Genomic DNA, 20,061 nt, shown 5'->3' with positions numbered 1-20,061 from the left:
GGACTTTCCTTCGTGTACCAGATTGAGAATGTTTTGCGACCCTACGCGTGGGGTTCGACGACGGCGATTGCCGGCTTGCTGGGGCGGCCCGCGTCAGGTGGTCCGGAGGCAGAAATGTGGATCGGCGCCCACCCTGATTCCCCGTCCACAGCCATTCATCCAAATGGGGTCACGCAACCACTTGACGCACTGATCGCCTCGGATCCTACCCATTTCCTGGGAGCCGACAGCCTTGCCGAGTTCGGGCCCCGGCTTCCCTTCCTTACCAAGATTCTGGCCGCAGAGCAGCCACTTTCTTTGCAGGTGCACCCTAGCTTGGAACAAGCACGCGAAGGCTTCGCCCGCGAGAATGCCGCAGGGATCCCCGCTGATTCCTCCGAACGCAACTACCGGGACGATAACCACAAGCCGGAGATGATTTTTGCACTCACGCCGTTCCGGGCATTGTGTGGGTTCCGCTCCCCTGCAGCAGCCAAAGGTGTTTTTGAGCACCTTGCCAAAGTGCTGGACTCCGCCGCGGTGGAGGTCCCCGCAATCATCAGCGGCGTAATTTCCGACCTCAGCCTGCCCAATGAATCCAAAGCCCTCAAAGCTGCCTTCACACGCCTGATCGAGGGCGGCAGCGAGGTCTCGGATGCCATTCACGAGGTAGAGGCCGTCCTGCGTGCAGGTGCTCCCCAAGAGCCGCACCAGGATGCGCTGGCGGCGATGCTCGGAATCAACGAGGCCTTCCCCGACGATCCTGGTGTGCTCATTTCCCTGCTCCTCAACCACCTTTCCCTGCAGCCGGGCGAGGCCGTGTACCTGCCGGCCGGCAACATCCACGCCTACCTTCACGGTCTGGGCGTAGAAGTCATGGCTTCCTCGGACAATGTGCTGCGCGGCGGACTCACCCCCAAGCATGTGGACGTCCCGGAACTGATCAAGACCATCCGCTTCGAATCGATGGGTGTGCCCCACGTTGAAGCCAGCGGCACGGAGTTCGGCCAGGAACTATACCGCCCGCCGTTCAAGGAGTTTCAGCTCCAACGGATCGAACTTGGCCCGGGTGCCGAACCGGTGCCGCTGGCACAGTCCGGTCCCGCCGTCGTCGTGGTTGTTGCCGGTTCCGTGGTGCTCGACTCGCCCAAGAGCGACCTCCCGCTGCAGCGAGGCGGCGCCGCCTTCATCCCTGAGGTAGAAAACCCAGTGAATGTTCATCCTGTGCAAGGCGCCACCGAAACGAGTATTGCCTTCGCCGTGACCACAGGATTGGGTAAGTGAGCGTGGACTTCTTTCTGCAGACCCCCGCTTGGGCTGCCGTCCAGCGCTCGCTCGGCCGCCGGGTCCACGAGCAGTCAGGTCCCGGATGGAGCTTCCTCGCGATAGAGGAAAAGAACCCGGCCGGCAAAGTCATCTACGCCCCTTATGGGCCTGTGGCAAAGTCCGTGGACGCCTTCGACGCCGCGACGGCGGCCTTGGTGGAATTGGCGAAGAAGGAACGTGCTGTCTTCGTGCGCATGGAACCTGTATCAGCCGGCTTCACAGCATCCGAGGCCGATGCGCTCCTTCGTTCCCGCGGCCTGCAGCCGGCACCCGTCAACCTACAGCCGGAGTTGAGTTGGATCGTGGACCTTGAGGGCGATTTCAAGGACGTTCTTGCCGCAATGAAGCCGACCAACCGGAACCTCTACCGCAACATCCACAAGAAGGGCGTGACGTTCCGCGCGTCCCAGGATCCTGCGGACATCAAAGTTCTCCTGCATTTCCTCCACCTGACGGCAGCACGCAACGGCTTCAAGCCACAAAGCGATGAGTACCTCACCCAGGTGGCTGAATCTTTGCTACCGTCCGGCGCCGGAACGCTGTTCATAGCCGAACTCGAGGGCGAGCCGATCGCTGCAGCTTTCACTTACGATTCCTCGGACACGCGAACCTATGCCCATGCCGCCCTGGATGACACCCACCGCAAGCTCAGTGCCGGCATTCCGCTCCTGGTCACTCTCATGGCAGATGCCAAGGAGAAGGGCCTGAAGCAGGTGGATCTCTGGGGCGTGGCCCCTGAAGACCAGCCGGACCACAAATGGGCGGGCTTCACGTCCTTCAAGAAATCCTTCGGTGGTCGCGAAGTAGCCTACCCCGGCACCTGGGACCTCCCAGTGAACAAACTCCGCTACGGCGCCTACCAACTGGCCAGAAAACTCCGCGACAAACTCCGCTAGGCCAGTTCCCCCAAGTCAACACAAGGAACGCGTACCTCCACCACCCACTTTGACGCCGCCGACGCGGTGACACGCCGGCCATCCCGGCGTGTCGGACCACGTACAGCCTCAAAGTAGGTCGCGACGGCACAACCACAGGGGCCGCCCACCCCGGAAAGCACGACGGCGGCACTCGCCCGAGCGCCGCCGTCGAACCTAACCCGGACGCGCACCTCGTGCCCCGGCTGACCACATGCACCTTCCCCGGCGACCCGGCAACGGCCAGGGCCGCGTACCGTCATGACCCTCTTTGAGTCAACACTCACTGCGACACGCCCGGAATGACGGCATGTCGGACGGCCTGCAGGATCAAAGTAGGTGGCGACGGCACACCCACGGCGGCCGCCCACCCCGGAAAGCACGACGGCGGCACTCGCCCGAGCGCCGCCGTCGAACCTAACGCGGAAGCGCACCTCGTGCCCCGGCTGCCGACAGGCATCATCCCGGGTGACTCACCAACAGACCCCCGACACCCAAATCCGCGCGTCCCCACTCCATTTGCGCAGCGAAATCGAGCTCAGGTGTCACCACCCCCCAAAAAAATCGCGCGCAACCGGAGCCGGCTGGCGCAAACGCACCCAGACAGCGAAAAAGCGCCCTATCGCGTCAGCGGCATCAAATCGACGAGGTACGAGGAGATAGCCGCAGAGCGATGGGGCGCTTTTTCGCGCTCAAGGCGCGACAAGCAGGGAGGGGTTACGGCTTGCGCGCGTACGTCTCCCACTTGGATGCGTGGTGCTCAGCATCAACGAACCGAACGGTGCCGGACTTGGAACGCATCACGATGGACTGCGTCAGTACGCGGTCCTTCGAGTAGCGAACGCCGCGGAGGAGGTCGCCGTCGGTGATGCCGGTGGCCGCGAAGTAGCAGTTGTCCGAGGTGACGAGGTCGTTGGTGGAGAGGACGCGGTCGAGGTCGTGTCCGGCGTCGATCGCTTTCTGCTTCTCGTCGTCCGACGTGGGCCACAGGCGGCCTTGGATAACACCGCCGAGGGACTTGATGGCGCAGGCGGCAACGATGCCTTCCGGGGTTCCACCGATGCCCATCAGCGCGTCGACGCCGGTTCCGGACCGGGCTGCGGCGATGGCACCTGCGACGTCGCCGTCCATGATGAATTTGGTGCGTGCACCGGCTTCGCGGATTTCTTCCACGAGCGGGCGGTGCCGGTCGCGGTCCAGGATCATGACGTTGAGCTGGTTGACCTTGACGCCCTTGGCTTTGGCGATCAGGTGCAGGTTCTGCTTCACGGGCAGGCGCAGGTCCACCATGTCGGCAGCTTCAGGGCCTGTGACGAGCTTTTCCATGTAGAAGACCGCGGACGGATCGAACATGGAGCCGCGTTCGGCAACTGCCAGGACGGCAAGGGCGTTGTTGATGCCGAGGGCGGTCAGGCGGGTTCCGTCGATGGGGTCCACGGCGACATCGCACTCGGGACCGGTGCCGTCACCAACCTGCTCGCCATTGAACAACATGGGGGCTTCGTCTTTTTCGCCTTCACCGATGACCACGACGCCATTGAAGTGGACGGTGTGAAGGAACGAACGCATGGCGTCGACGGCGGCGCCGTCTGCCTTGTTCTTGTCGCCGAAACCTACCCAGTGGCCACCGGCAATTGCCGCGGCCTCGGTGACACGGACGAGTTCCAGCGCCAGGTTGCGGTCGGGTTCGTCGGTGCCGACGGCGAGCGACGGCGAAATCGTGGAATACTGCTGGGTCATTGGTGCAGGAGACACTTGAACCTCTTCTTCGAGTGACGATTCACGGGACCGGAACACGGTTGCACGAGGCAACCTGGGGTCCCTCTATGAACGATCATAGTCGCCGCATGCGTTTGGAGTCGCTGGATGACCACGGCCGGCAATTCCTGCGGTGAGGTTCCCGGTTGTGTGTTCACAGCCGGGATGAGGGACTATGGAGGGGTGAGTGAAACGCAGGACAAGCCCGCTGCCGGCAACCAGCCCAAGGCCGCAGAGGCAACCCCCAACAGCGCCCCGGATGCCATGGATGCCCCTTATAAACCCGTCATTCCGGCAAAAGCCGCCAAGCGGGCCAATGCCTCTGTCATTGGCATGATCATTGCCCTGGTGCTGTGTGTCCTGGCATTCCTTCCTATTGTGTTGATGAACCCCGCTCCGAAGGGTGAGGGCTTTCGGCCGGCCGTTGACGTTGCTTCCATAGCCCGCAACGCTGCCGATGTGGCGGGATTCACACCTGTCACGCCGGAAACCGGCGACACATTCAAGCCGAATTACGCCCGCTGGGAATCCGGCACGGGAACGGGCGTGCCCACGTGGGAAGTTGGTTACCTGACTCCCAAGGAGGCCTTCATCGGCCTCACCCAGACCACCAAGGCGAATCCCACATGGGTGCTGCAGCAGACCGGCAACATGCCAGTAACCGGCACCCGTAACGCCGGTGGCCAGGATTGGGAGCTCCACGATTCCGGCAAGGACAAGCGCAGCATGGTTCTCAACTACCGCGGAACCACTATCATCCTGAGCGGCACGGCCAACCTTGCAGAGTTCGCCACGCTCGCCGCCGCCGTGGTTAAGTCTGCGGACCAAGCCGCTGCAGCGTCAGAATCTGCAGCGCCGTCCTCATAAGCACACGCGGCGCAACAGTTTTACGGCACGCCACCTCCGGGCCGTAAAGTAATCAGGTGCCTACTTATCTGACTCCCGCCCTTGCCTGGCGCCGCCTCCAAGAGGGCAACGAACGCTTTGTCGCCGGCGAATCCCTGCACCCCAACCAGGACGCGTCCCGGCGCTCGTCACTCATCGAGAACCAGAACCCCTTCGCCGTCATCTTTGGCTGCTCCGACTCCCGTCTCGCCGCAGAGATCATCTTCGATCTCGGCTTGGGCGACGCCTTTGTGGTGCGTACTGCCGGCCAGGTGATCGACGACGCCGTCCTCGGTTCCCTTGAGTACAGCATTGCCGAGCTCGGCGTTCCGTTGATAGTCATCCTTGGCCACGACAGCTGCGGAGCCGTGACGGCTACCAAGGCCGCCGTGGAAACCGGCGAGATGCCTGCAGGGTTCATCCGCGACCTCGTGGAACGCATCACCCCGTCCGTACTGACCTCCCTGCGCAACGAACAGGAAGACGTGAACGACATGGTGGTGGAGCACGTCAAGCAAACCTCAGCGCGGCTGGCCGACAGCTCGCGTGTGATTTCGGACGCCATCGACGAAGGCCGAGTGGCTGTGGTGGGCTTGTCCTACAAGCTCGATGAAGGCCGTGCGGCCCTCGTTTCCGGGATCGGCAAGCTTTAGTGGACCGTGCTCCGGCCTTCGTGCCGGAGCACGTAGCACTCCATTCCGGGTTTTCGATGCGGCACCCAATCGCCCTAAGCTAGCCCCATGACTTCCACCACTGAGTTCCGTATTGAACATGACACGATGGGCGAAGTTCGCGTCCCCGTGAACGCCCTGTACCGCGCCCAGACGCAGCGTGCTGTGGAGAACTTCCCCATCTCCGGCAAGACGCTTGAGCGCACTCACATCGAAGCCCTTGCACGCGTCAAGAAGGCCGCTGCACTGGCGAACGCCGAACTGGGGGTGCTCGATGGTGAGCTCGCCGAGGCCATCGCCGCAGCTGCCGATGAGGTGGCAACGGGCAAGTACGACGGCGACTTCCCGATTGACGTCTTCCAGACCGGCTCGGGCACTTCCTCCAACATGAACACCAACGAGGTCATCGCAGAGCTCGCTTCACGTGCCCTCGCAGCTGCGGGCAGCGACAAAGTGGTCCACCCCAACGACCACGTGAACGCTTCGCAGTCCTCCAACGACGTGTTCCCCACATCCGTCCACGTTGCCGCCACCTCGGCCCTGATCAATGACCTGATCCCCGCCCTGGAATACCTGGCAGCATCCTTGGACCGTAAGGCCGAGGAGTTCAAGGACGTCGTCAAGTCCGGCCGCACGCACCTCATGGATGCCACGCCGGTGATGCTCGGCCAGGAGTTCGGTGGCTACGCCGCCCAGGTCCGTTACGGCATTGAGCGCATCAACGCAGCACTCCCCCGCGTCGCGGAGGTCCCCCTTGGTGGCACGGCTGTTGGCACCGGCATCAACACTCCTGCCGGCTTCCCGGAGCGCGTCATCGAACTGCTCGCAGCCGACACCGGGCTGCCGCTGACCGAGGCCCGCGACCACTTCGAAGCTCAGGCAAACCGCGACGGCCTCATCGAGGGTTCCAGCCAGCTGCGCAACATCGCGATCTCCTTCATGAAGATCAACAACGACCTCCGCTGGATGGGCTCCGGCCCCAACACGGGCCTGGGCGAAATCGCCATCCCGGACCTTCAGCCGGGCTCCTCGATCATGCCGGGCAAGGTCAACCCCGTCATCTGCGAAGCCTCCATCATGGTGTGCGCGCAGGTTATCGGCAACGACACCGCGATCGCCTGGTCCGGGACCAACGGCGCCTTCGAATTGAACGTCGGCATCCCTGTCATGGCCGCCAATCTGTTGGAGTCCGTCCGCCTGCTGGCCAACACCAGCCGCGTCATGGCCGACAAGATGATCGATGGCATCACCGCCAACGTTGAGCGCGCCCGCTTCCTGGCCGAGGCTTCCCCCTCGATCGTGACCCCGTTGAACAAGTTCATCGGCTACGAGAACGCCGCGAAGATCGCGAAGATTGCCGTCAAGGAGGGCCTGACCATCCGCCAGGCCACAGAGAAGCTTGGCTTCGTCGGCGAGGGCGAAGGCAAGGTCACCGAGGCAGAGCTCGACAAGGCTCTCGACGTCACCACCATGACGTCCCCGGCTCACAAGAACTAATACTTAAAGCACGACGGCGGCCGGTACCTTTCGCACGAAAGGTGCCGGCCGTCGGCGTGCCCGGGAGTTTGCGTAAGGCTCCGCGCGCCTAAGCTCTACAAATTTTGCACTTTCTATAAAAGAGTGCAAAACTTTACTTTGTGACCAATAGTGCAAATATCGACGGCGGCCTCCGTGAGCGCAAGCGGGCCGCCACACGTTCGGCGATTACCGCCGTCGCCCGTTCCTTGACCGCAGAACGCGGGCTGAACGGATACACCGTGGAACAGGTCTGCGAAGAATCGGATATCTCGCGGCGAACGTTCTTCAACTACTTCCACTCCAAGGAAGACGCGGTGATCGGGGCCTTCTCGGACGAACTCCCCCAGGACGCCATCGAAGACTTCAATCATGGGCCGGTACAGAACGCAGACAGCATCTCGAGCACTTTGCTCGCCGCCTTGTACCAGCTCACATTGACCATCATGGAGCGTTCGGCAATCAGCCGGTCCGAGGTCCACCAGCTCATCGCCGCCATCAAAGCCGAGCCCCAACTCCTTGGCCGCATGACGCTTGAAGGCGAAGCCCGTGAGCGGCAATTCGCCGAACTCATAGCGGACCGTGAGGGCCTTTCACCCGGGCACCCCGAAATCGTCATGGCAGCAGCCGTCTTCGGAGCTGTCTCAAAGAAGACCGCGCAGCAGTTCTTCTCCGAGGACAACGTCCGCCCCTACCGCGAACTGCTTCGTCAAAACCTCGCAGCAGCCCAAAAACTCTTTGCCCAACCGCTGGACACCACATCTGCAGAAACCCCGAAGGATCACGCATGAGTACCCTTTCCAAGGCAGCCGAGCCGCTGCTGTTGACCCAGAAAAGGATCTGGATCATTTTCTCGGCGCTGATCGCAGGCATGCTCCTGTCCAGCCTCGACCAAACCATCGTTTCCACTGCAATGCCCACCATTGTGGGCAAGCTGGGCGGGGTGGAGCACCAGGCCTGGATCACGACGGCCTACCTTCTGGCCACCACCATCGTCATGCCGATCTACGGCAAGTTCGGTGACATCTTGGGCCGGCGCAACCTGTTCCTCGTAGCCATCGCCTTGTTTACGCTCGCGTCCGTGGGTTGTGCGTTCGCCACGGATTTCTGGGGCTTCGTGATCTTCCGCGCCATCCAGGGCCTCGGCGGCGGTGGCTTGATGATTCTCTCGCAGGCCATCATTGCTGACGTCGTCCCGGCTAAAGAGCGCGGCAAATACATGGGTCCTTTGGGCGCTATCTTTGGCCTGTCAGCCGTGGCTGGTCCGCTGCTGGGCGGATTCTTCGTTGATCACCTGACCTGGGAATGGGCCTTCTACATCAACATCCCCATCGGCATCGCAGCCTTTATCACGGCATGGTTCGCCCTGACGTTGCCGAACAAGAAGGCTGAGAAGAAGATCGACATCCTGGGTGTCCTCTTCCTTTCCGCAGCCACCACCTGCCTCATCTTCTTCACCGATTTCGGCGGCAAGAAGGATGAAGGCTGGGATTCCCCACTCACGTGGGCTTTCGGAGCAGGTATGGTTCTGGCGGCATTTGCCTTCGTGATGGTTGAACGGCGCGCCGAGGACCCCATCATTCCACTGAGCCTGTTCAAGAACCCCATCTTCATCAACGCAACGGCCATTGGCTTCACGCTGGGCCTGGGAATGTTCGCGGCGATCGCCTTCGTACCTACCTTCCTGCAGATGTCCTCCGGGACCTCCGCCGCAGAGTCCGGTCTGCTCATGGTGCCGATGATGGTTGGCCTGATGGGAACGTCCATCTACTCCGGCATCCGCATCTCCAAGACCGGCAAGTATAAGATGTACCCGATCCTTGGTGCCTCACTGACCATCGCGGCCATGTTGTGGCTGACCACCCTGACGGCTGAAACTCCGATCTGGGTCATCTGTGTCCAGCTCTTCATCTTCGGCGCAGGCCTTGGCCTGATCATGCAGGTGATCGTCCTGGTGGTCCAGAATTCCGTTCCGGCAGACCAGATTGGCACGGCCACCAGCACCAACAACTACTTCCGCGAGGTGGGTGCGTCGTTGGGTGTCGCCGTGTTCGGTTCCATCTTCACCAACCGCCTTGCTGAATCCTTGACCAACGCTTTTACCGGGGCAGGTGCATCTGCCGAGCAGGCCTCGCAGTCCACCAGCACGCTGGATCCACAGGCCTTGGCCCAACTGCCTGAGCAGCTTCGGGATGCGATCGTCAACGCCTACGCCAACTCGCTGGCGCCCGTGTTCTGGTACTTGGTTCCGTTCATCGCCATCGCATTGTTGCTGGCCATCACGCTCAAGCAGATCCCTCTCTCGGACACTGCCGGCATGGTGGCGCGGGGCGAGGCCATCGGAGGTGCAGAGGCTGAACGCCTCGAAGCCGAACGCCTGGAAGCGGCTGTGGCCTCTGCCGAGGGACAAGACCCCCGGCGGGCACCGGCTGACGCAAGCGCCAAATAGCTTAGTCCTCCACCTGGTACGCCACGGGGCCTTCGGGCTCCGTGGCAAGCCTGATGGCTTGAAGGTTTCCTTCGCTCATGTCAGGCAGTTCATCCAGGCCGAACCAGCCAACGTCGATCGATTCGTCATCGTTTACTTGAGCATCGCCGGAGACGTATCTGCAGCGGAAGGTGATGTCCAGAAAGTCGCAGATGTCGCCATTCGGAAAGGTCACCGGACCTACAACCCCGACGGCGATGATCCGCTCAGTTTCGGCCACAACCGCAGTTTCCTCGAAAATTTCCCTGACCAGCCCGGGAGCCGGATGCTCGCCTGGCTCAAGGATGCCCGTGATCACCGTCCAGTGGTGATTGTCGGCCCTTTGGCAGAGCAGCACCCGGCCATCGTCGTCGAAAACCACTCCCCTGACCGCCGGCAACCAGAGCGGGTCATTCCCGATCTTCTCCCGAAGCTTGAGGATAAATTCCGGTGCGCCCATGGCGTTAGCTTTCCTTCAATTCGATCGTGGCCTGTGAGTTGCTCAACGTGAGCACGCCGTCGTCGAGATTCCAGTGAACAGGCTGCTCAAAGAGCTTGACGGTCCAGCCCTCGTAGCTGCCCTCAAGCTCCCGGCGGCCCATGGCGGAGGCGACCATGGAACGCATTGCCCAGACATCGTCCTGGACCGAGACTTCCACATTGAGCACGTTGCACGGTGTCTTCACCAGCAGGGTCCACTCCCCGTTAACATGCGTAGAGCTGATCTGCAGCGGTTGGGTCCCGAGCCACGCTACGTCTCCAGTGGCATCGCTCCCGCGCACCGACGTAAAAGTGGAGCAACCCAGCGGACCGCCCTCGCAGAAGGGCTCCGGCTGCTGAGTCGTGAGCGGTTGGATGCTGGCCCCCGGGGTTGCACCGGGAACGTTGCCCGATTGCGCGCAGCCGGAGAGCAGCAAAGTGCAGGCCATGGTGACCCCCAGTACGGACCAAAAACTACTTCCCTGCACCGCAGCCCCCTCCAGGCGTCTTGAGCGCATCAAACCATCTGGGCTAAGCATGCCGCAGCCCGGTGAACCGCAGAATACGCAGAGGCGTTGCAGTTCGGCCGCAGTTGGCCCCGGCGGCCTCCGCCCGAACGGTTCAAGCAGGTAAAAGCACCATGCTCACGAGGGCTCCTGCCAGCATGAAGGGTCCGAACGGGATGGCTGAACCCAGCGTGCCGCGCCTGGACACGAGGATCACCAGGCTCCACAATCCGCCGAGCAGAAAGGCAGCGAAGGTGCCCGCGAAGACATGGGTCCACCCAAGGTAGCCGAGGTAGAGTCCAAGCACCCCGGCCAGCTTCACGTCCCCGAACCCCATACCAGGTGGATAGACCAGGCGAAGCAGGAAGTAGAACAGCCACAGCACGCCGCCACCGGCCAGCACTCCGAGTCCAGGGATACCGAACATCGAGGCATCCGGCCCAGCGTCCGGGCCGCCAACGAACACCAGCACTGCAGCGGCCAACAATAGGACGCCACCCACCGCATAGGAGGGAAAGACGATCCGGTTCGGCAGTAGATGGCTCCGGACATCAATGATGGTCAGGCGCACCGCCATCACTACGAAGTACGCGCAGGCAAGAACCACCAGCCAGAAGCCCAGTGGGCTGGCGTCCCAGAGGTCGGCGAGTCGTCGGATCACCCTGCAGATGCTATCCCGAATTCGTCCAGGGGCCGGGTTGAACGCGTAGGTAAAATGTGGATATGGGGCGCTACAGTGCAGGTGGATCAGGTTTCGGACCGGACTTCGGGTCTGGTTTTGCGCCAGCTAACGGGCATGGCGGGCAGGCGCAGGACTTGTCCTCCACATTCCGCAATCTGTGCCGTTCTTCACCATGGAAGTGGACCAGCCTTCGTTTCGAATACCTCGAACGGCCTGGCACTGGCGCCAACATGGTCAGTGCATGGCTCAGGCGGCCCGGCGCGCTTCGTCTGGAGACTCCCGACGGAAAGCTGCTGCACAGCACCACGGGCATCAACGATTCCCGCGACGACTTTTACGTCAGTGCGACGCGACGCTCATGGTTGCTTCCGGCGCACCTCGTCACTCCGGTTTATGACGCCGCTGGCTTGGTCCGTAGGCGCCCTGAGGCGGCCTACGGTGAACCCTCCTTTGGCAACGGACGGCTGGCTGCAGCACTGGATCCGGTGGAACTTGCCGGTAATGCGCCCGTCCCGCTGGAGTTCCCGGATTCCAATCCAGTGTCACTGGAAGAGCCCCTGGAAGTTGACCATGAGGGACGGTTGGCCTTGGAAACTGTGGTTACCCGTGGCCGAACCTACGTGCCCTTGGATCCTTCCCAACCTTTGGCCCATCCGGGACGCACGCTCATCAGGGTGGATGCAGGGACCGGGGTCTGCGTCGCCAGCCAAAGCCTGGACGGCGATACCGCAGGCAAGGGTCATTGGCTGAAGATCCTGGCCGTTGACGAATACATGCTGGACGATCTCTTCCTTGCCGAGTCAATGAACCTGACCGACGTTCGACGCCATATCTCCTGGGACATCGGCCCAGCAGCCTGACATCCCCACGATCCACCAAGACTGTCATCAGCTCTGTGACTCGCATGCCCTCGACGGCCGGGCTAAGCTGCACCGATGACCACGCTCGCGGAAATCTGGCCGCCCTTCGGACTCACGCTCACGACTCCCCGACTGACCCTCCGTCCAGTTCTCGACGCCGATATCCCGGCTGCCGTCGCTGCAGCCCGTTCCGGCGTCCACGAGCCCGGCAAGAGCCCGTTCAGCACCCCGTGGGCAGAACTCCCGGACGACGAGCTCGCACCCAACATGGCCCAGTGGTACTGGCGCTGCAGGGCCGGATTCACGTCTGACTCCTGGACACTTCTCCTCGGGGTCTGGCACAACGAGGACCTCCTGGGTGTCCAGGACATCGGCGCCAAGAACTTCAACACCCTCAAAACAGTCAGCACGGGCTCTTGGCTCAAGCAGTCCGCGCAAGGGCAAGGCTTCGGCAAGGAGATGCGTGCCGCCGTCGTGAGCTATGCGTTCGACTATCTGGAGGCGGAAGTGGCCGAGTCCGAAGCGGCCTCATGGAACAAGCAATCCCTGGGCGTCTCCCTGAGCCTCGGCTACGAACTCAACGGCCTCGTCCGCGATGGTTGGGGCGACAAAGTCGAAGAAGTCCAAAGAGTCCGCCTCACCCCGGAAACCTTCAACCGCCCCAACTGGACCCTCAAAGCCCAAGGCCACGAAGAGCTGAAAACATACCTGGGGCTGTGACGTGGAACGAAGGCGAAGGCCAGGCATCCGGCAGCGTGCGTCAAAAGCGAGGAACGAGCTAGCACGCAGAGGATGTCTGGCCTTCGCCGGGCGCGGCACCTATGGGGTTAGATTTCGGCCCCTTCGAGCAGCTCCGTCACCAAGGCCGCAATCGGCGACCGCTCGGACCTGGTGAGGGTGATGTGGCCAAACAGTGGATGACCTTTGAGGGTTTCGACGACGGCGGCCACGCCGTCGTGCCGACCAACACGGAGGTTGTCGCGCTGGGCGACGTCGTGGGTGAGCACGATCTTGGAGTTCTGGCCGATGCGGCTCATCACGGTCAGGAGGACGTTCTTCTCCAGGGACTGTGCCTCGTCCACGATGACAAAGGCGTCGTGCAGTGAGCGTCCACGGATGTGGGTGAGCGGCATGACTTCGAGCATGCCGCGGTCCATGACTTCTTCCACGACTTCCTGGCTGACCAACGCGCCGAGTGTGTCGAAAACGGCTTGAGCCCAAGGGTTCATCTTTTCCGCTTCAGACCCGGGGAGGTATCCCAGTTCCTGGCCGCCTACGGCGTAGAGGGGACGGAAGACGATGACCTTGCGGTGTTCGCGACGCTCCAGGACGGCCTCGAGGCCCGCACAGAGTGCCAGTGCGGATTTGCCCGTGCCAGCGCGCCCGCCGATGGAGACAATGCCCACTGCGGGATCCATGAGGAGATCGATGGCCAGCCGTTGTTCCGCCGAACGGCCATGGAGTCCGAAGACGTCACGGTCACCCTTGACGAGGCGGACCTGCTTGTCCGCCCCTACGCGGCCGAGCGCCGAGCCGCGGTTGGACAAGAGGACAAGCCCGGTGTTCACGGGAAGTTCCGCTGCGGCGGGGATGAAAACGGGCTCATGGCCATACAGAGTCGTGATCTCGTCTTCGCTGGCTTCCACTTCGGCTATGCCGGTCCAGCCTGAATCCTTGACGAGTTCGTTGCGGTATTCATCGGCGTGCAGTCCCATGGCAGAGGCTTTGACGCGCATGGGAAGGTCCTTGGACACCACGGTGACGTTGTGGCCCTCGTTTGCCAGGTTCTTGGCTACGGCCAGAATGCGGCTGTCGTTGTCGCCGCCACGGAAGCCTGCGGGCAGGACCTCTGTGGAAATATGGTTCATCTCTACCCGGAGCATGCCTCCGTCGGCACCAATGGGTATCGCGTGGTCCAGTCCACCGTGTTCGATTCGGAGGTCATCCAGGAGCCGCAGGGCTTTGCGGGCAAAGTACCCTAGTTCGGGATCGTGGCGTTTGCCTTCGAGTTCGCTGATGACCACGATCGGAACGATGACTTCGTGCTCAGCGAAGCGCAGCAGTGCGTGCGGGTCTGAGAGCAAGACGGATGTATCGATCACATAGCTGCGGCCCACTGCAGACGATGCTGTCCGTTCCCCCGATGAAACCCGTTTGGCGCGAGAGGTAGCTGCACTTTCCCCGTCAGAAACCATTGTGGGCAGTTGCTCAGAAATAGCCACATCGACTCCAGCCCCGGGCGGTCGCCCGGCCTAATGGTGAAGCGGCTCGGCCGGAAGGCCGGGCGTGGCCTCCCATGTAACTGGTGCGATAGTTCGCTCCATCTACTGGCCTCCCCGATCAGCGGGCGGTTTTGCCTGCTGATGGGATTAACGTAATCCCACTCACAGAAAATTCCGAAACCTGCGTCGGCAAGTCGCATTGCCAGCTGATTAATTCCTGGTTAACCGAAGCGCACCTAGGAGCCGAAGCGACGCTGGCGTCCGGCATAGTCCCGGAGCGCCCGCAGAAAATCAACCTTGCGGAACGCCGGCCAGAGGGCTTCGCAGAAGTAGAACTCGCTGTAGGCGCTCTGCCACATCAGGAATCCGGAGAGCCGCTGCTCACCGGAAGTTCGGATGACAAGGTCCGGATCCGGCTGGCCGCGCGTGTAAAGGAACCTTGAGATGTCGTCCACCGAAAGTTCATCTGCGACGTCGGACATAGTCCGCCCTTTGGCGACCGCATCGCGGAGGAGTTCCTTCACGGCGTCGACGATTTCACGCCGCCCGCCATAGCCGACTGCCACGTTCACATGGATTTTTTCATGGACCGGGGTCCGGGCGGTCAGCTTGTTCAGGCGATCGGCCAGGTAGTCCGGGAGAAGCTCTGGTGCGCCCATTGCGTGCACAGAGACGTCCTCGTTTTCATCCAGCCGGTCCATGGTGTTGGCGATGATGCCCATGAGCAGGTCAAGCTCTTCGCCGGAGCGGTTCATGTTGTCCGTGGAGAGCATGTACAGCGTCACTACTTTGACGCCAAGCTCCTGGCACCAGCCAAGGAACTCGTGGATTTTGTCCGCCCCGGCCTGGTGTCCCTGACTGGTTGGCGCGTTGAATTGGCGGGCCCATCTGCGGTTGCCGTCCACCATGACACCGATGTGCCTGGGGATGCGGTCTTGCTTCAGGGAGCGAAGGAGTTGGCGCTCGTAGTAGCCATAGAGGAAACCGGGCAGCTCCACCGGACTCTCACCTGACTTCCTTACTTTTACGACGACGGCGCACCTCCAAGGCTACCTTCCCGAGCTGCCCCACTGGTGCAGCGAGAGTCAAACTCCCATCGTGCGGGAGCTACTGATCAGTAACTTACTGAAGCGTAGGTTATTCTTTAACGATGGCCGAGCTGCTCACTATCAAGCCCGCATGGCGCGGTTGGATCCACGCCGTCGCCGCCCCTTTCGCCCTCGCGGCCGGAATCGTCCTGGTGTCACTTGCCCCCACAGCCGACCGAAAGATCACCTCCACGATCTATGCGGTAACGGGCGTCCTTCTTTTCGGCGTCAGCGCCGTTTACCACCGCGGAAATTGGTCCCCGAAGACCCGGCTGGTGCTCAAGCGCCTGGACCACACCAACATCATGCTGGTGATCGCCGGAAGCTATACGCCGCTGGCTTGGTCGCTTCTGGAGCGTTCCCAGGCCGTCACGTTGCTGTGGATTATCTGGTCCGCGGCCATTGCCGGCGTGCTGTTCCGGGTTCTCTGGACCGACGCCCCGCGTTGGTTATACGTCCCGATTTATATTGCGCTGGGCTGCGGGGCGCTCTTTTACCTTCCGCAGTTCTTCACAGCGAATGCCGCCTCTGCCACGCTCATTTGCGTGGGCGGCGCCCTCTACATAGCAGGCGCGGTCTTCTATGCCATCAAGAAGCCAAATTTCAGCGTTCAACACTTCGGGTTTCACGAACTCTTCCATGCCTTCACCGTCTTGGCGTTCGCGGCCCACTTCATCGCCATCATGATGGCTGTCCTCAGCTAGCGCCGGAGTTCATTCGCGCCAGCATTGATTGCACGTCCGCAACGGTCCCCACCGGCATCTCGCACACCATATCCCGGCACAAATACACTTGGGGCGAGCCATCAGGCGCACCCGTGCGATGAAGCAGCAACGGGACCTCGCCATCACCAGCCGGGGACACGGCGTCGTTCTCTTGCAACGCGACCGCCATACCCGGGCTGGCGGATTTCAGAAGCGCACTGTGCAACTCGCTCAGCAGTGGCGAATCGGGACCAACGACGGCGGCCTCCACCGGCCCTGCCAGCGCCGCTTGCGCCGTGGCCAGGAGCCAACCGGCAACACGGGGCGCGCGTGTGGCCAGCGAAGGAAGCAGGCCCAGGATATTCCCGGCCATGAGTCGGTGGGCGTGTGACCCTGAGTAAGCCGAATATGTGAGCAGCACTCCGGCAAATCCGGCTGCCCCGCTGGGCGCGGCATTGTCGAACGGATCAAGGGCAGCCCGCTGCCCTTGGGCGTTGAACACCTGGGCAGATTCCCCGGTCGAATCGGCGAGATGCCCGTCCTCGACAAAACGCGCTTCGGCGGCCCGGATGATGTGTTCCGCCAGGCGGTACCAGCGCTTTTTTCCCGTCACGGCGTACAGCGAGAACAGGCCCTCTGCACAGAATGCGTAGTCTTCCAGGAGTCCCCCGATCCCCCGCGCCCTGGAATCGTGCGAGACCCGGACCAGCAGCCCGTGTTCGGCGCTCCAATGCACCTTCTCGAGATACTCGGCAACGTTCTCAGCTGCAGCGACGAGGTCCGGGCGGTCCAGCACCGCTCCGGCCTCGGCAAGCCCGGCGATCGCGAGCCCGTTCCAACCCGCCACAACTTTCTCGTCCCTGGCAGGCTGGTTCCGGAGATCGCGCGAGGCCAGGAGTGATGGCCTGACGCGGCGCCAAAGCGCGGTTTCGGAAGCCGACAGAGGCCGGCCCGGATGCAGAGGCGAACCCAATTCCGAGACGGTCCCCTGCGCACCAATATTCATCATGCGCGCAACCTCCTCGGCGTCACCAGGGCCGAGGACTTCCAGCAAGGATGCCGGCGTCCAGAGGTACGCTGCACCTTCATGGTGCACCCCGTCCACCACGGTATCCGCGTCCAGTGATGAAGCCAGTCCACCCGCGGGCAGCCCCAGCGAGGCCAGCATCCAATCCCCGCACCTGGACGCAACCCCCGCCGCCTCCTCGGCCGGGAACACATCATGGCCTCCAAGACGCGACCAGTGCGCGTAGACGCGCAGGAGTTGGGCATTGTCGTAAAGCATTTTCTCGAAGTGTGGCACGGACCAATCCGCCGTGACCGAATACCGGGCAAAACCGCCGTCGATTTGGTCGCATAATGCCGAACGTGCCATTCCGGCCAGGGCGCGTGCGGCCATGTCACGCGCGGCCTCCGATGTCTCCGACCGTGCCGCTGCGTGACGGATGAGGAACTCAAGCACCGCCGACGGCGGGAACTTTGGGGCGCTGCCGAACCCACCGGCGTCGGGGTCTTCTGACCGGGCCAAAACCGTTACTGCATCCGAAAGCAGCTGTGCATCAAGTACCTCGGGCGGGCCGTCAAGCCGAACGGCAGATGACAGCTGGGCGTTTGCTATGTTCGCGGCCAGTCCCCTGGCGTTTTGCTCCACAGCCTCGCGGCGTTCAACCCACGCCTCGTGGACCGCTTCAAGCACGTTTCGGAAGGACGGCCGGCCGGGCAAGGGAACGGGCGGGAAATATGTGCCCGCATGGAAGGCGAGGCCCTCCGGAGTCAGGAAAACGGACATTGGCCAGCCGCCTTCACCGCTGATGGCCTGCGTCGCCGTCATGTAGACAGAATCGACGTCCGGCCGTTCTTCCCGGTCCACTTTGACTGGCACAAAGTGGGCATTCAGGTAATCCGCAGTTTCCTGGTCCTCAAAGGATTCATGGGCCATGACATGGCACCAATGACATGCCGCATAGCCGATGGAGAGAAACACGGGGACATCCCGGGCTGTGGCAAGGGCAAACGCTTCGTCGCCGAAAGGACGCCAGAAGACCGGGTTGGCTGCGTGTTGGCGCAGGTAGGCAGACGGCTCCGCACCCAGGACGTTCGCCGCCCCGGGCCAGTTGTTTCCGCGCGGGCTAGCGGCTTCCGGGAGCGGCATCGCCGTTCTCATCCGTGGTGCCGGCGTCGCCGCCCGCATTATCAAGGGTTCCGGCTTCTGTGGCCAAGCGTGCCTCCTCCACCTGCGCACGGTACCGAACCCTGCGGATACGGCGAACCATGTCCACGATGAGGAACGTCGAGAGGATGACGACGAAGGCCGTGAGGACGAAGCCCCAGGTCCCGGGCGTCACCTGGTCCTCAGACAGGCCAGGGCGCAGCGTCCCGGTGGGGTCCGGCGACGGACTGACGGTCAAGGCGAGGATCAAGTGGTGCACGTTCAAACCTTCTATGGGAGCTGATGCATGTCGGCAGGCTTCAGCATGAAGTTGGGCTGTTCGATGGCCGCCGACGATTTCTACAAACGATAGAAACTGGTGGCAACACCTATCTTAGCCCCGCAAACAGGTCCTTTTCCGGCAACTCCGTAGACACCCTGGACTTGATCAGCGTGTAGTCCTCCCAAGGCCACGCCGTACGCTGCAAGTCAGGTGAGACCGCAAAGAAGAAGCCCATGGGATCGATCTGCGTCCGATGCGCCCGGAGAGCGTCGTCGCGCGCCTCGAAGAAGTCGCCGCAGTCCACCTGCGTGGTGGTCTGGTGCGCGGGAGCAGGAGGAGTGTGGCCCTCGGCATCTGCTTCAAGCCACGCCGCGAGCCGCTCAGCATACGGCGACTGCAGCCCGGCCTCTTCCAGCGCAAAGTGCAGTGCACGGAAGCGTTCGGGGCTGAAGGCGCGATCGTAGTAGAGCTTGCTGGGCGCCCAGGGCTCCCCTGTTCCGGGAAAGCGTGAGGCGTCGCCCGCTGACTCGAACGCCTCCACGGCAACCTTGTGGGCCATGATGTGGTCCGGGTGGGGGTAGCCGCCGTTTTCGTCGTAGCTGATGATGACATGGGGCTTGAAATCGCGGACCAGACGAACCAGCGGAGCCGTAGCGCGTTCCAATGGCTGCAGGGCAAAGCATCCCGGCGGGAGAGGCGGAAGGGGATCGCCCTCGGGCAGGCCAGAGTCAACGAAGCCAAGCCAGCGCTGCCGGATACCAAGCACGGCCGCCGCATTGGCCATTTCCAACCGGCGGGCACCTGCCATGTCGCGCTTGGGGTGCGGAGCGTCCACCATGCCGGGGTTCTGGATGTCGCCCCGGGATCCATCAGTGCAGGTGGCGACCATGACCTCTACCCCTGCAGCGGCATACATCGCCATGGTGGCCGCGCCCTTGCTGGACTCATCGTCCGGATGAGCGTGGACGGCGAGCAGCCGCAGCTGCCGCTCGGAACTGCTGGACGCTGTCACTTGACGGCTCCTCTTTCATGGATGGTGCAAAATCAGGACTGTGCAGGAGGTGCCGGGATCCGCACTAAACTGGATAGGTGACTTCAGAGGACCTATCGGCCAACGAACTACCGGCAAGCAACAGCCTAGCCAATCGCTACGGTGGTCAAAAGCGCGGCTTGACCCGCACATCGAAGCGGAACATCGTCATCGTGGCCCTGATCCTCGGAATTGTCTTCGCGGCATGGGTCGCAACGTCCTCTGCACAGGCTCCGGTGACCTTCAAGGACATCGGCTACAGCACTGTCGATGGCACCCAAGCAGAGGTCGACTACCAAGTCACCAAATACCCGGGAGCCACTGCCAAATGCGCCGTGAAGGCCATGGATTCCAAGTTCGCAGTGGTGGGCTGGAAAGTGGTGGTGATCGGCCCCAATGAGCCCAAGGACGGTGCCGATCGCGGGAGCACAACAGCCCAGCGCACGGTGTTGAGAACCGAGTCCCCCGCGGTCGCCGGCGTAGTGGATAATTGCTGGGTCGTGGACAGCGGGAAATAACAATCGTGTGACCCACAACTCAAC

The 20,061-nt window shown here is 62.4% G+C and carries 20 protein-coding genes; 11 read left to right on the top strand and 9 right to left on the bottom strand.

Annotated features, from left to right (window positions below; all coding sequences use genetic code 11):
• The first annotated feature begins 12 nt into the window (after positions 1 to 12).
• A complete protein-coding gene (gene manA, locus VUN82_06825) occupies positions 13 to 1,263 on the top strand; it encodes a mannose-6-phosphate isomerase, class I (GenBank protein XAS73543.1) in 1,251 nt (416 codons plus the stop codon).
• A 2-nt stretch (positions 1,264 to 1,265) separates the two neighbouring features.
• Entirely contained in the window at positions 1,266 to 2,201 is a 936-nt protein-coding gene (locus VUN82_06820) for a peptidoglycan bridge formation glycyltransferase FemA/FemB family protein (GenBank protein ID XAS74636.1), read from the top strand.
• Between the two features lie 735 nt (positions 2,202 to 2,936).
• Here the strand turns inward: VUN82_06820 and glpX are convergent.
• The gene (gene glpX, locus VUN82_06815) at positions 2,937 to 3,959 is read right to left on the bottom strand and encodes a class II fructose-bisphosphatase (protein XAS74635.1); all 1,023 of its coding nucleotides are present in this window, start codon (positions 3,957 to 3,959) and stop codon (positions 2,937 to 2,939) included.
• A gap of 201 nt (positions 3,960 to 4,160) precedes the next feature.
• Between glpX and VUN82_06810 the strand changes: the two genes are divergently transcribed.
• The 5 genes from VUN82_06810 to VUN82_06790 all read left to right on the top strand — a co-directional run bounded on the left by VUN82_06810 (position 4,161) and on the right by VUN82_06790 (position 9,497).
• Positions 4,161 to 4,844 (top strand): DUF4245 domain-containing protein, encoded by a 684-nt coding sequence (locus VUN82_06810; GenBank protein XAS73542.1) that lies wholly within the window; start codon positions 4,161 to 4,163, stop codon positions 4,842 to 4,844.
• A 56-nt stretch (positions 4,845 to 4,900) separates the two neighbouring features.
• A complete protein-coding gene (locus VUN82_06805) occupies positions 4,901 to 5,515 on the top strand; it encodes a carbonic anhydrase (protein XAS73541.1) in 615 nt (204 codons plus the stop codon).
• Positions 5,516 to 5,602: 87 nt separating this feature from the next.
• Positions 5,603 to 7,030: a class II fumarate hydratase gene (locus VUN82_06800; GenBank protein XAS73540.1), complete on the top strand. Its 1,428-nt coding sequence runs from the start codon at positions 5,603 to 5,605 to the stop codon at positions 7,028 to 7,030.
• A 140-nt stretch (positions 7,031 to 7,170) separates the two neighbouring features.
• Positions 7,171 to 7,839, top strand: a complete 669-nt coding sequence (locus tag VUN82_06795; GenBank protein XAS73539.1) for a TetR/AcrR family transcriptional regulator — start codon at positions 7,171 to 7,173, stop codon at positions 7,837 to 7,839.
• Entirely contained in the window at positions 7,836 to 9,497 is a 1,662-nt protein-coding gene (locus tag VUN82_06790; protein XAS73538.1) for an MDR family MFS transporter, read from the top strand. Before VUN82_06795 ends, VUN82_06790 begins: the two co-directional genes overlap by 4 nt.
• 1 nt (position 9,498) lies before the next feature.
• Here VUN82_06790 and VUN82_06785 read toward each other — a convergent pair whose 3' ends face one another.
• The 3 genes from VUN82_06785 to VUN82_06775 all read right to left on the bottom strand — a co-directional run bounded on the left by VUN82_06785 (position 9,499) and on the right by VUN82_06775 (position 11,162).
• Positions 9,499 to 9,975: an NUDIX domain-containing protein gene (locus tag VUN82_06785; GenBank protein ID XAS73537.1), complete on the bottom strand. Its 477-nt coding sequence runs from the start codon at positions 9,973 to 9,975 to the stop codon at positions 9,499 to 9,501.
• Positions 9,976 to 9,979: 4 nt separating this feature from the next.
• Positions 9,980 to 10,483, bottom strand: a complete 504-nt coding sequence (locus tag VUN82_06780; GenBank protein ID XAS73536.1) for a hypothetical protein — start codon at positions 10,481 to 10,483, stop codon at positions 9,980 to 9,982.
• A 133-nt stretch (positions 10,484 to 10,616) separates the two neighbouring features.
• The gene (locus tag VUN82_06775) at positions 10,617 to 11,162 is read right to left on the bottom strand and encodes an A24 family peptidase (GenBank protein ID XAS73535.1); all 546 of its coding nucleotides are present in this window, start codon (positions 11,160 to 11,162) and stop codon (positions 10,617 to 10,619) included.
• 155 nt (positions 11,163 to 11,317) lie between these two features.
• Between VUN82_06775 and VUN82_06770 the strand changes: the two genes are divergently transcribed.
• Complete coding sequence (locus tag VUN82_06770; GenBank protein XAS74634.1) at positions 11,318 to 12,043, top strand: hypothetical protein; 726 nt, start codon at positions 11,318 to 11,320, stop codon at positions 12,041 to 12,043.
• Between the two features lie 75 nt (positions 12,044 to 12,118).
• The gene (locus VUN82_06765; protein XAS73534.1) at positions 12,119 to 12,763 is read left to right on the top strand and encodes a GNAT family protein; all 645 of its coding nucleotides are present in this window, start codon (positions 12,119 to 12,121) and stop codon (positions 12,761 to 12,763) included.
• 107 nt (positions 12,764 to 12,870) lie between these two features.
• Here VUN82_06765 and VUN82_06760 read toward each other — a convergent pair whose 3' ends face one another.
• Positions 12,871 to 14,265 carry a PhoH family protein gene (locus VUN82_06760; GenBank protein XAS73533.1) on the bottom strand — a complete coding sequence of 465 codons (1,395 nt, stop codon included), beginning with the start codon at positions 14,263 to 14,265 and terminating at the stop codon, positions 12,871 to 12,873.
• Between the two features lie 236 nt (positions 14,266 to 14,501).
• A complete protein-coding gene (locus VUN82_06755) occupies positions 14,502 to 15,263 on the bottom strand; it encodes an isoprenyl transferase (GenBank protein XAS73532.1) in 762 nt (253 codons plus the stop codon).
• Positions 15,264 to 15,415: 152 nt separating this feature from the next.
• Here VUN82_06755 and VUN82_06750 point away from each other — a divergent pair, with 152 nt between their 5' ends.
• Complete coding sequence (locus VUN82_06750; GenBank protein XAS73531.1) at positions 15,416 to 16,057, top strand: hemolysin III family protein; 642 nt, start codon at positions 15,416 to 15,418, stop codon at positions 16,055 to 16,057.
• Here VUN82_06750 and VUN82_06745 read toward each other — a convergent pair.
• The 3 genes from VUN82_06745 to mca form a co-directional block, all read right to left on the bottom strand.
• Positions 16,050 to 18,209 (bottom strand): thioredoxin domain-containing protein, encoded by a 2,160-nt coding sequence (locus tag VUN82_06745; protein XAS73530.1) that lies wholly within the window; start codon positions 18,207 to 18,209, stop codon positions 16,050 to 16,052. The genes VUN82_06750 and VUN82_06745 overlap by 8 nt on opposite strands.
• The gene (locus VUN82_06740; protein ID XAS73529.1) at positions 18,187 to 18,486 is read right to left on the bottom strand and encodes a hypothetical protein; all 300 of its coding nucleotides are present in this window, start codon (positions 18,484 to 18,486) and stop codon (positions 18,187 to 18,189) included. The genes VUN82_06745 and VUN82_06740 overlap by 23 nt, the downstream gene beginning before the upstream one ends.
• 109 nt (positions 18,487 to 18,595) lie before the next feature.
• On the bottom strand, positions 18,596 to 19,501 hold the full coding sequence (gene mca / locus VUN82_06735) for a mycothiol conjugate amidase Mca (protein XAS73528.1): 906 nt from the start codon (positions 19,499 to 19,501) through the stop codon (positions 18,596 to 18,598).
• A gap of 77 nt (positions 19,502 to 19,578) precedes the next feature.
• Between mca and VUN82_06730 the strand changes: the two genes are divergently transcribed.
• The gene (locus VUN82_06730; GenBank protein ID XAS73527.1) at positions 19,579 to 20,037 is read left to right on the top strand and encodes a DUF4307 domain-containing protein; all 459 of its coding nucleotides are present in this window, start codon (positions 19,579 to 19,581) and stop codon (positions 20,035 to 20,037) included.
• Positions 20,038 to 20,061: the final 24 nt, after the last annotated feature.

This window comes from Micrococcaceae bacterium Sec5.1 (assembly GCA_039636795.1).
Lineage (GTDB): Bacteria > Actinomycetota > Actinomycetes > Actinomycetales > Micrococcaceae > Arthrobacter.
Note: the sequence above shows the minus strand (reverse complement) of the source record. Positions and strands in the feature narration are given on the sequence as shown.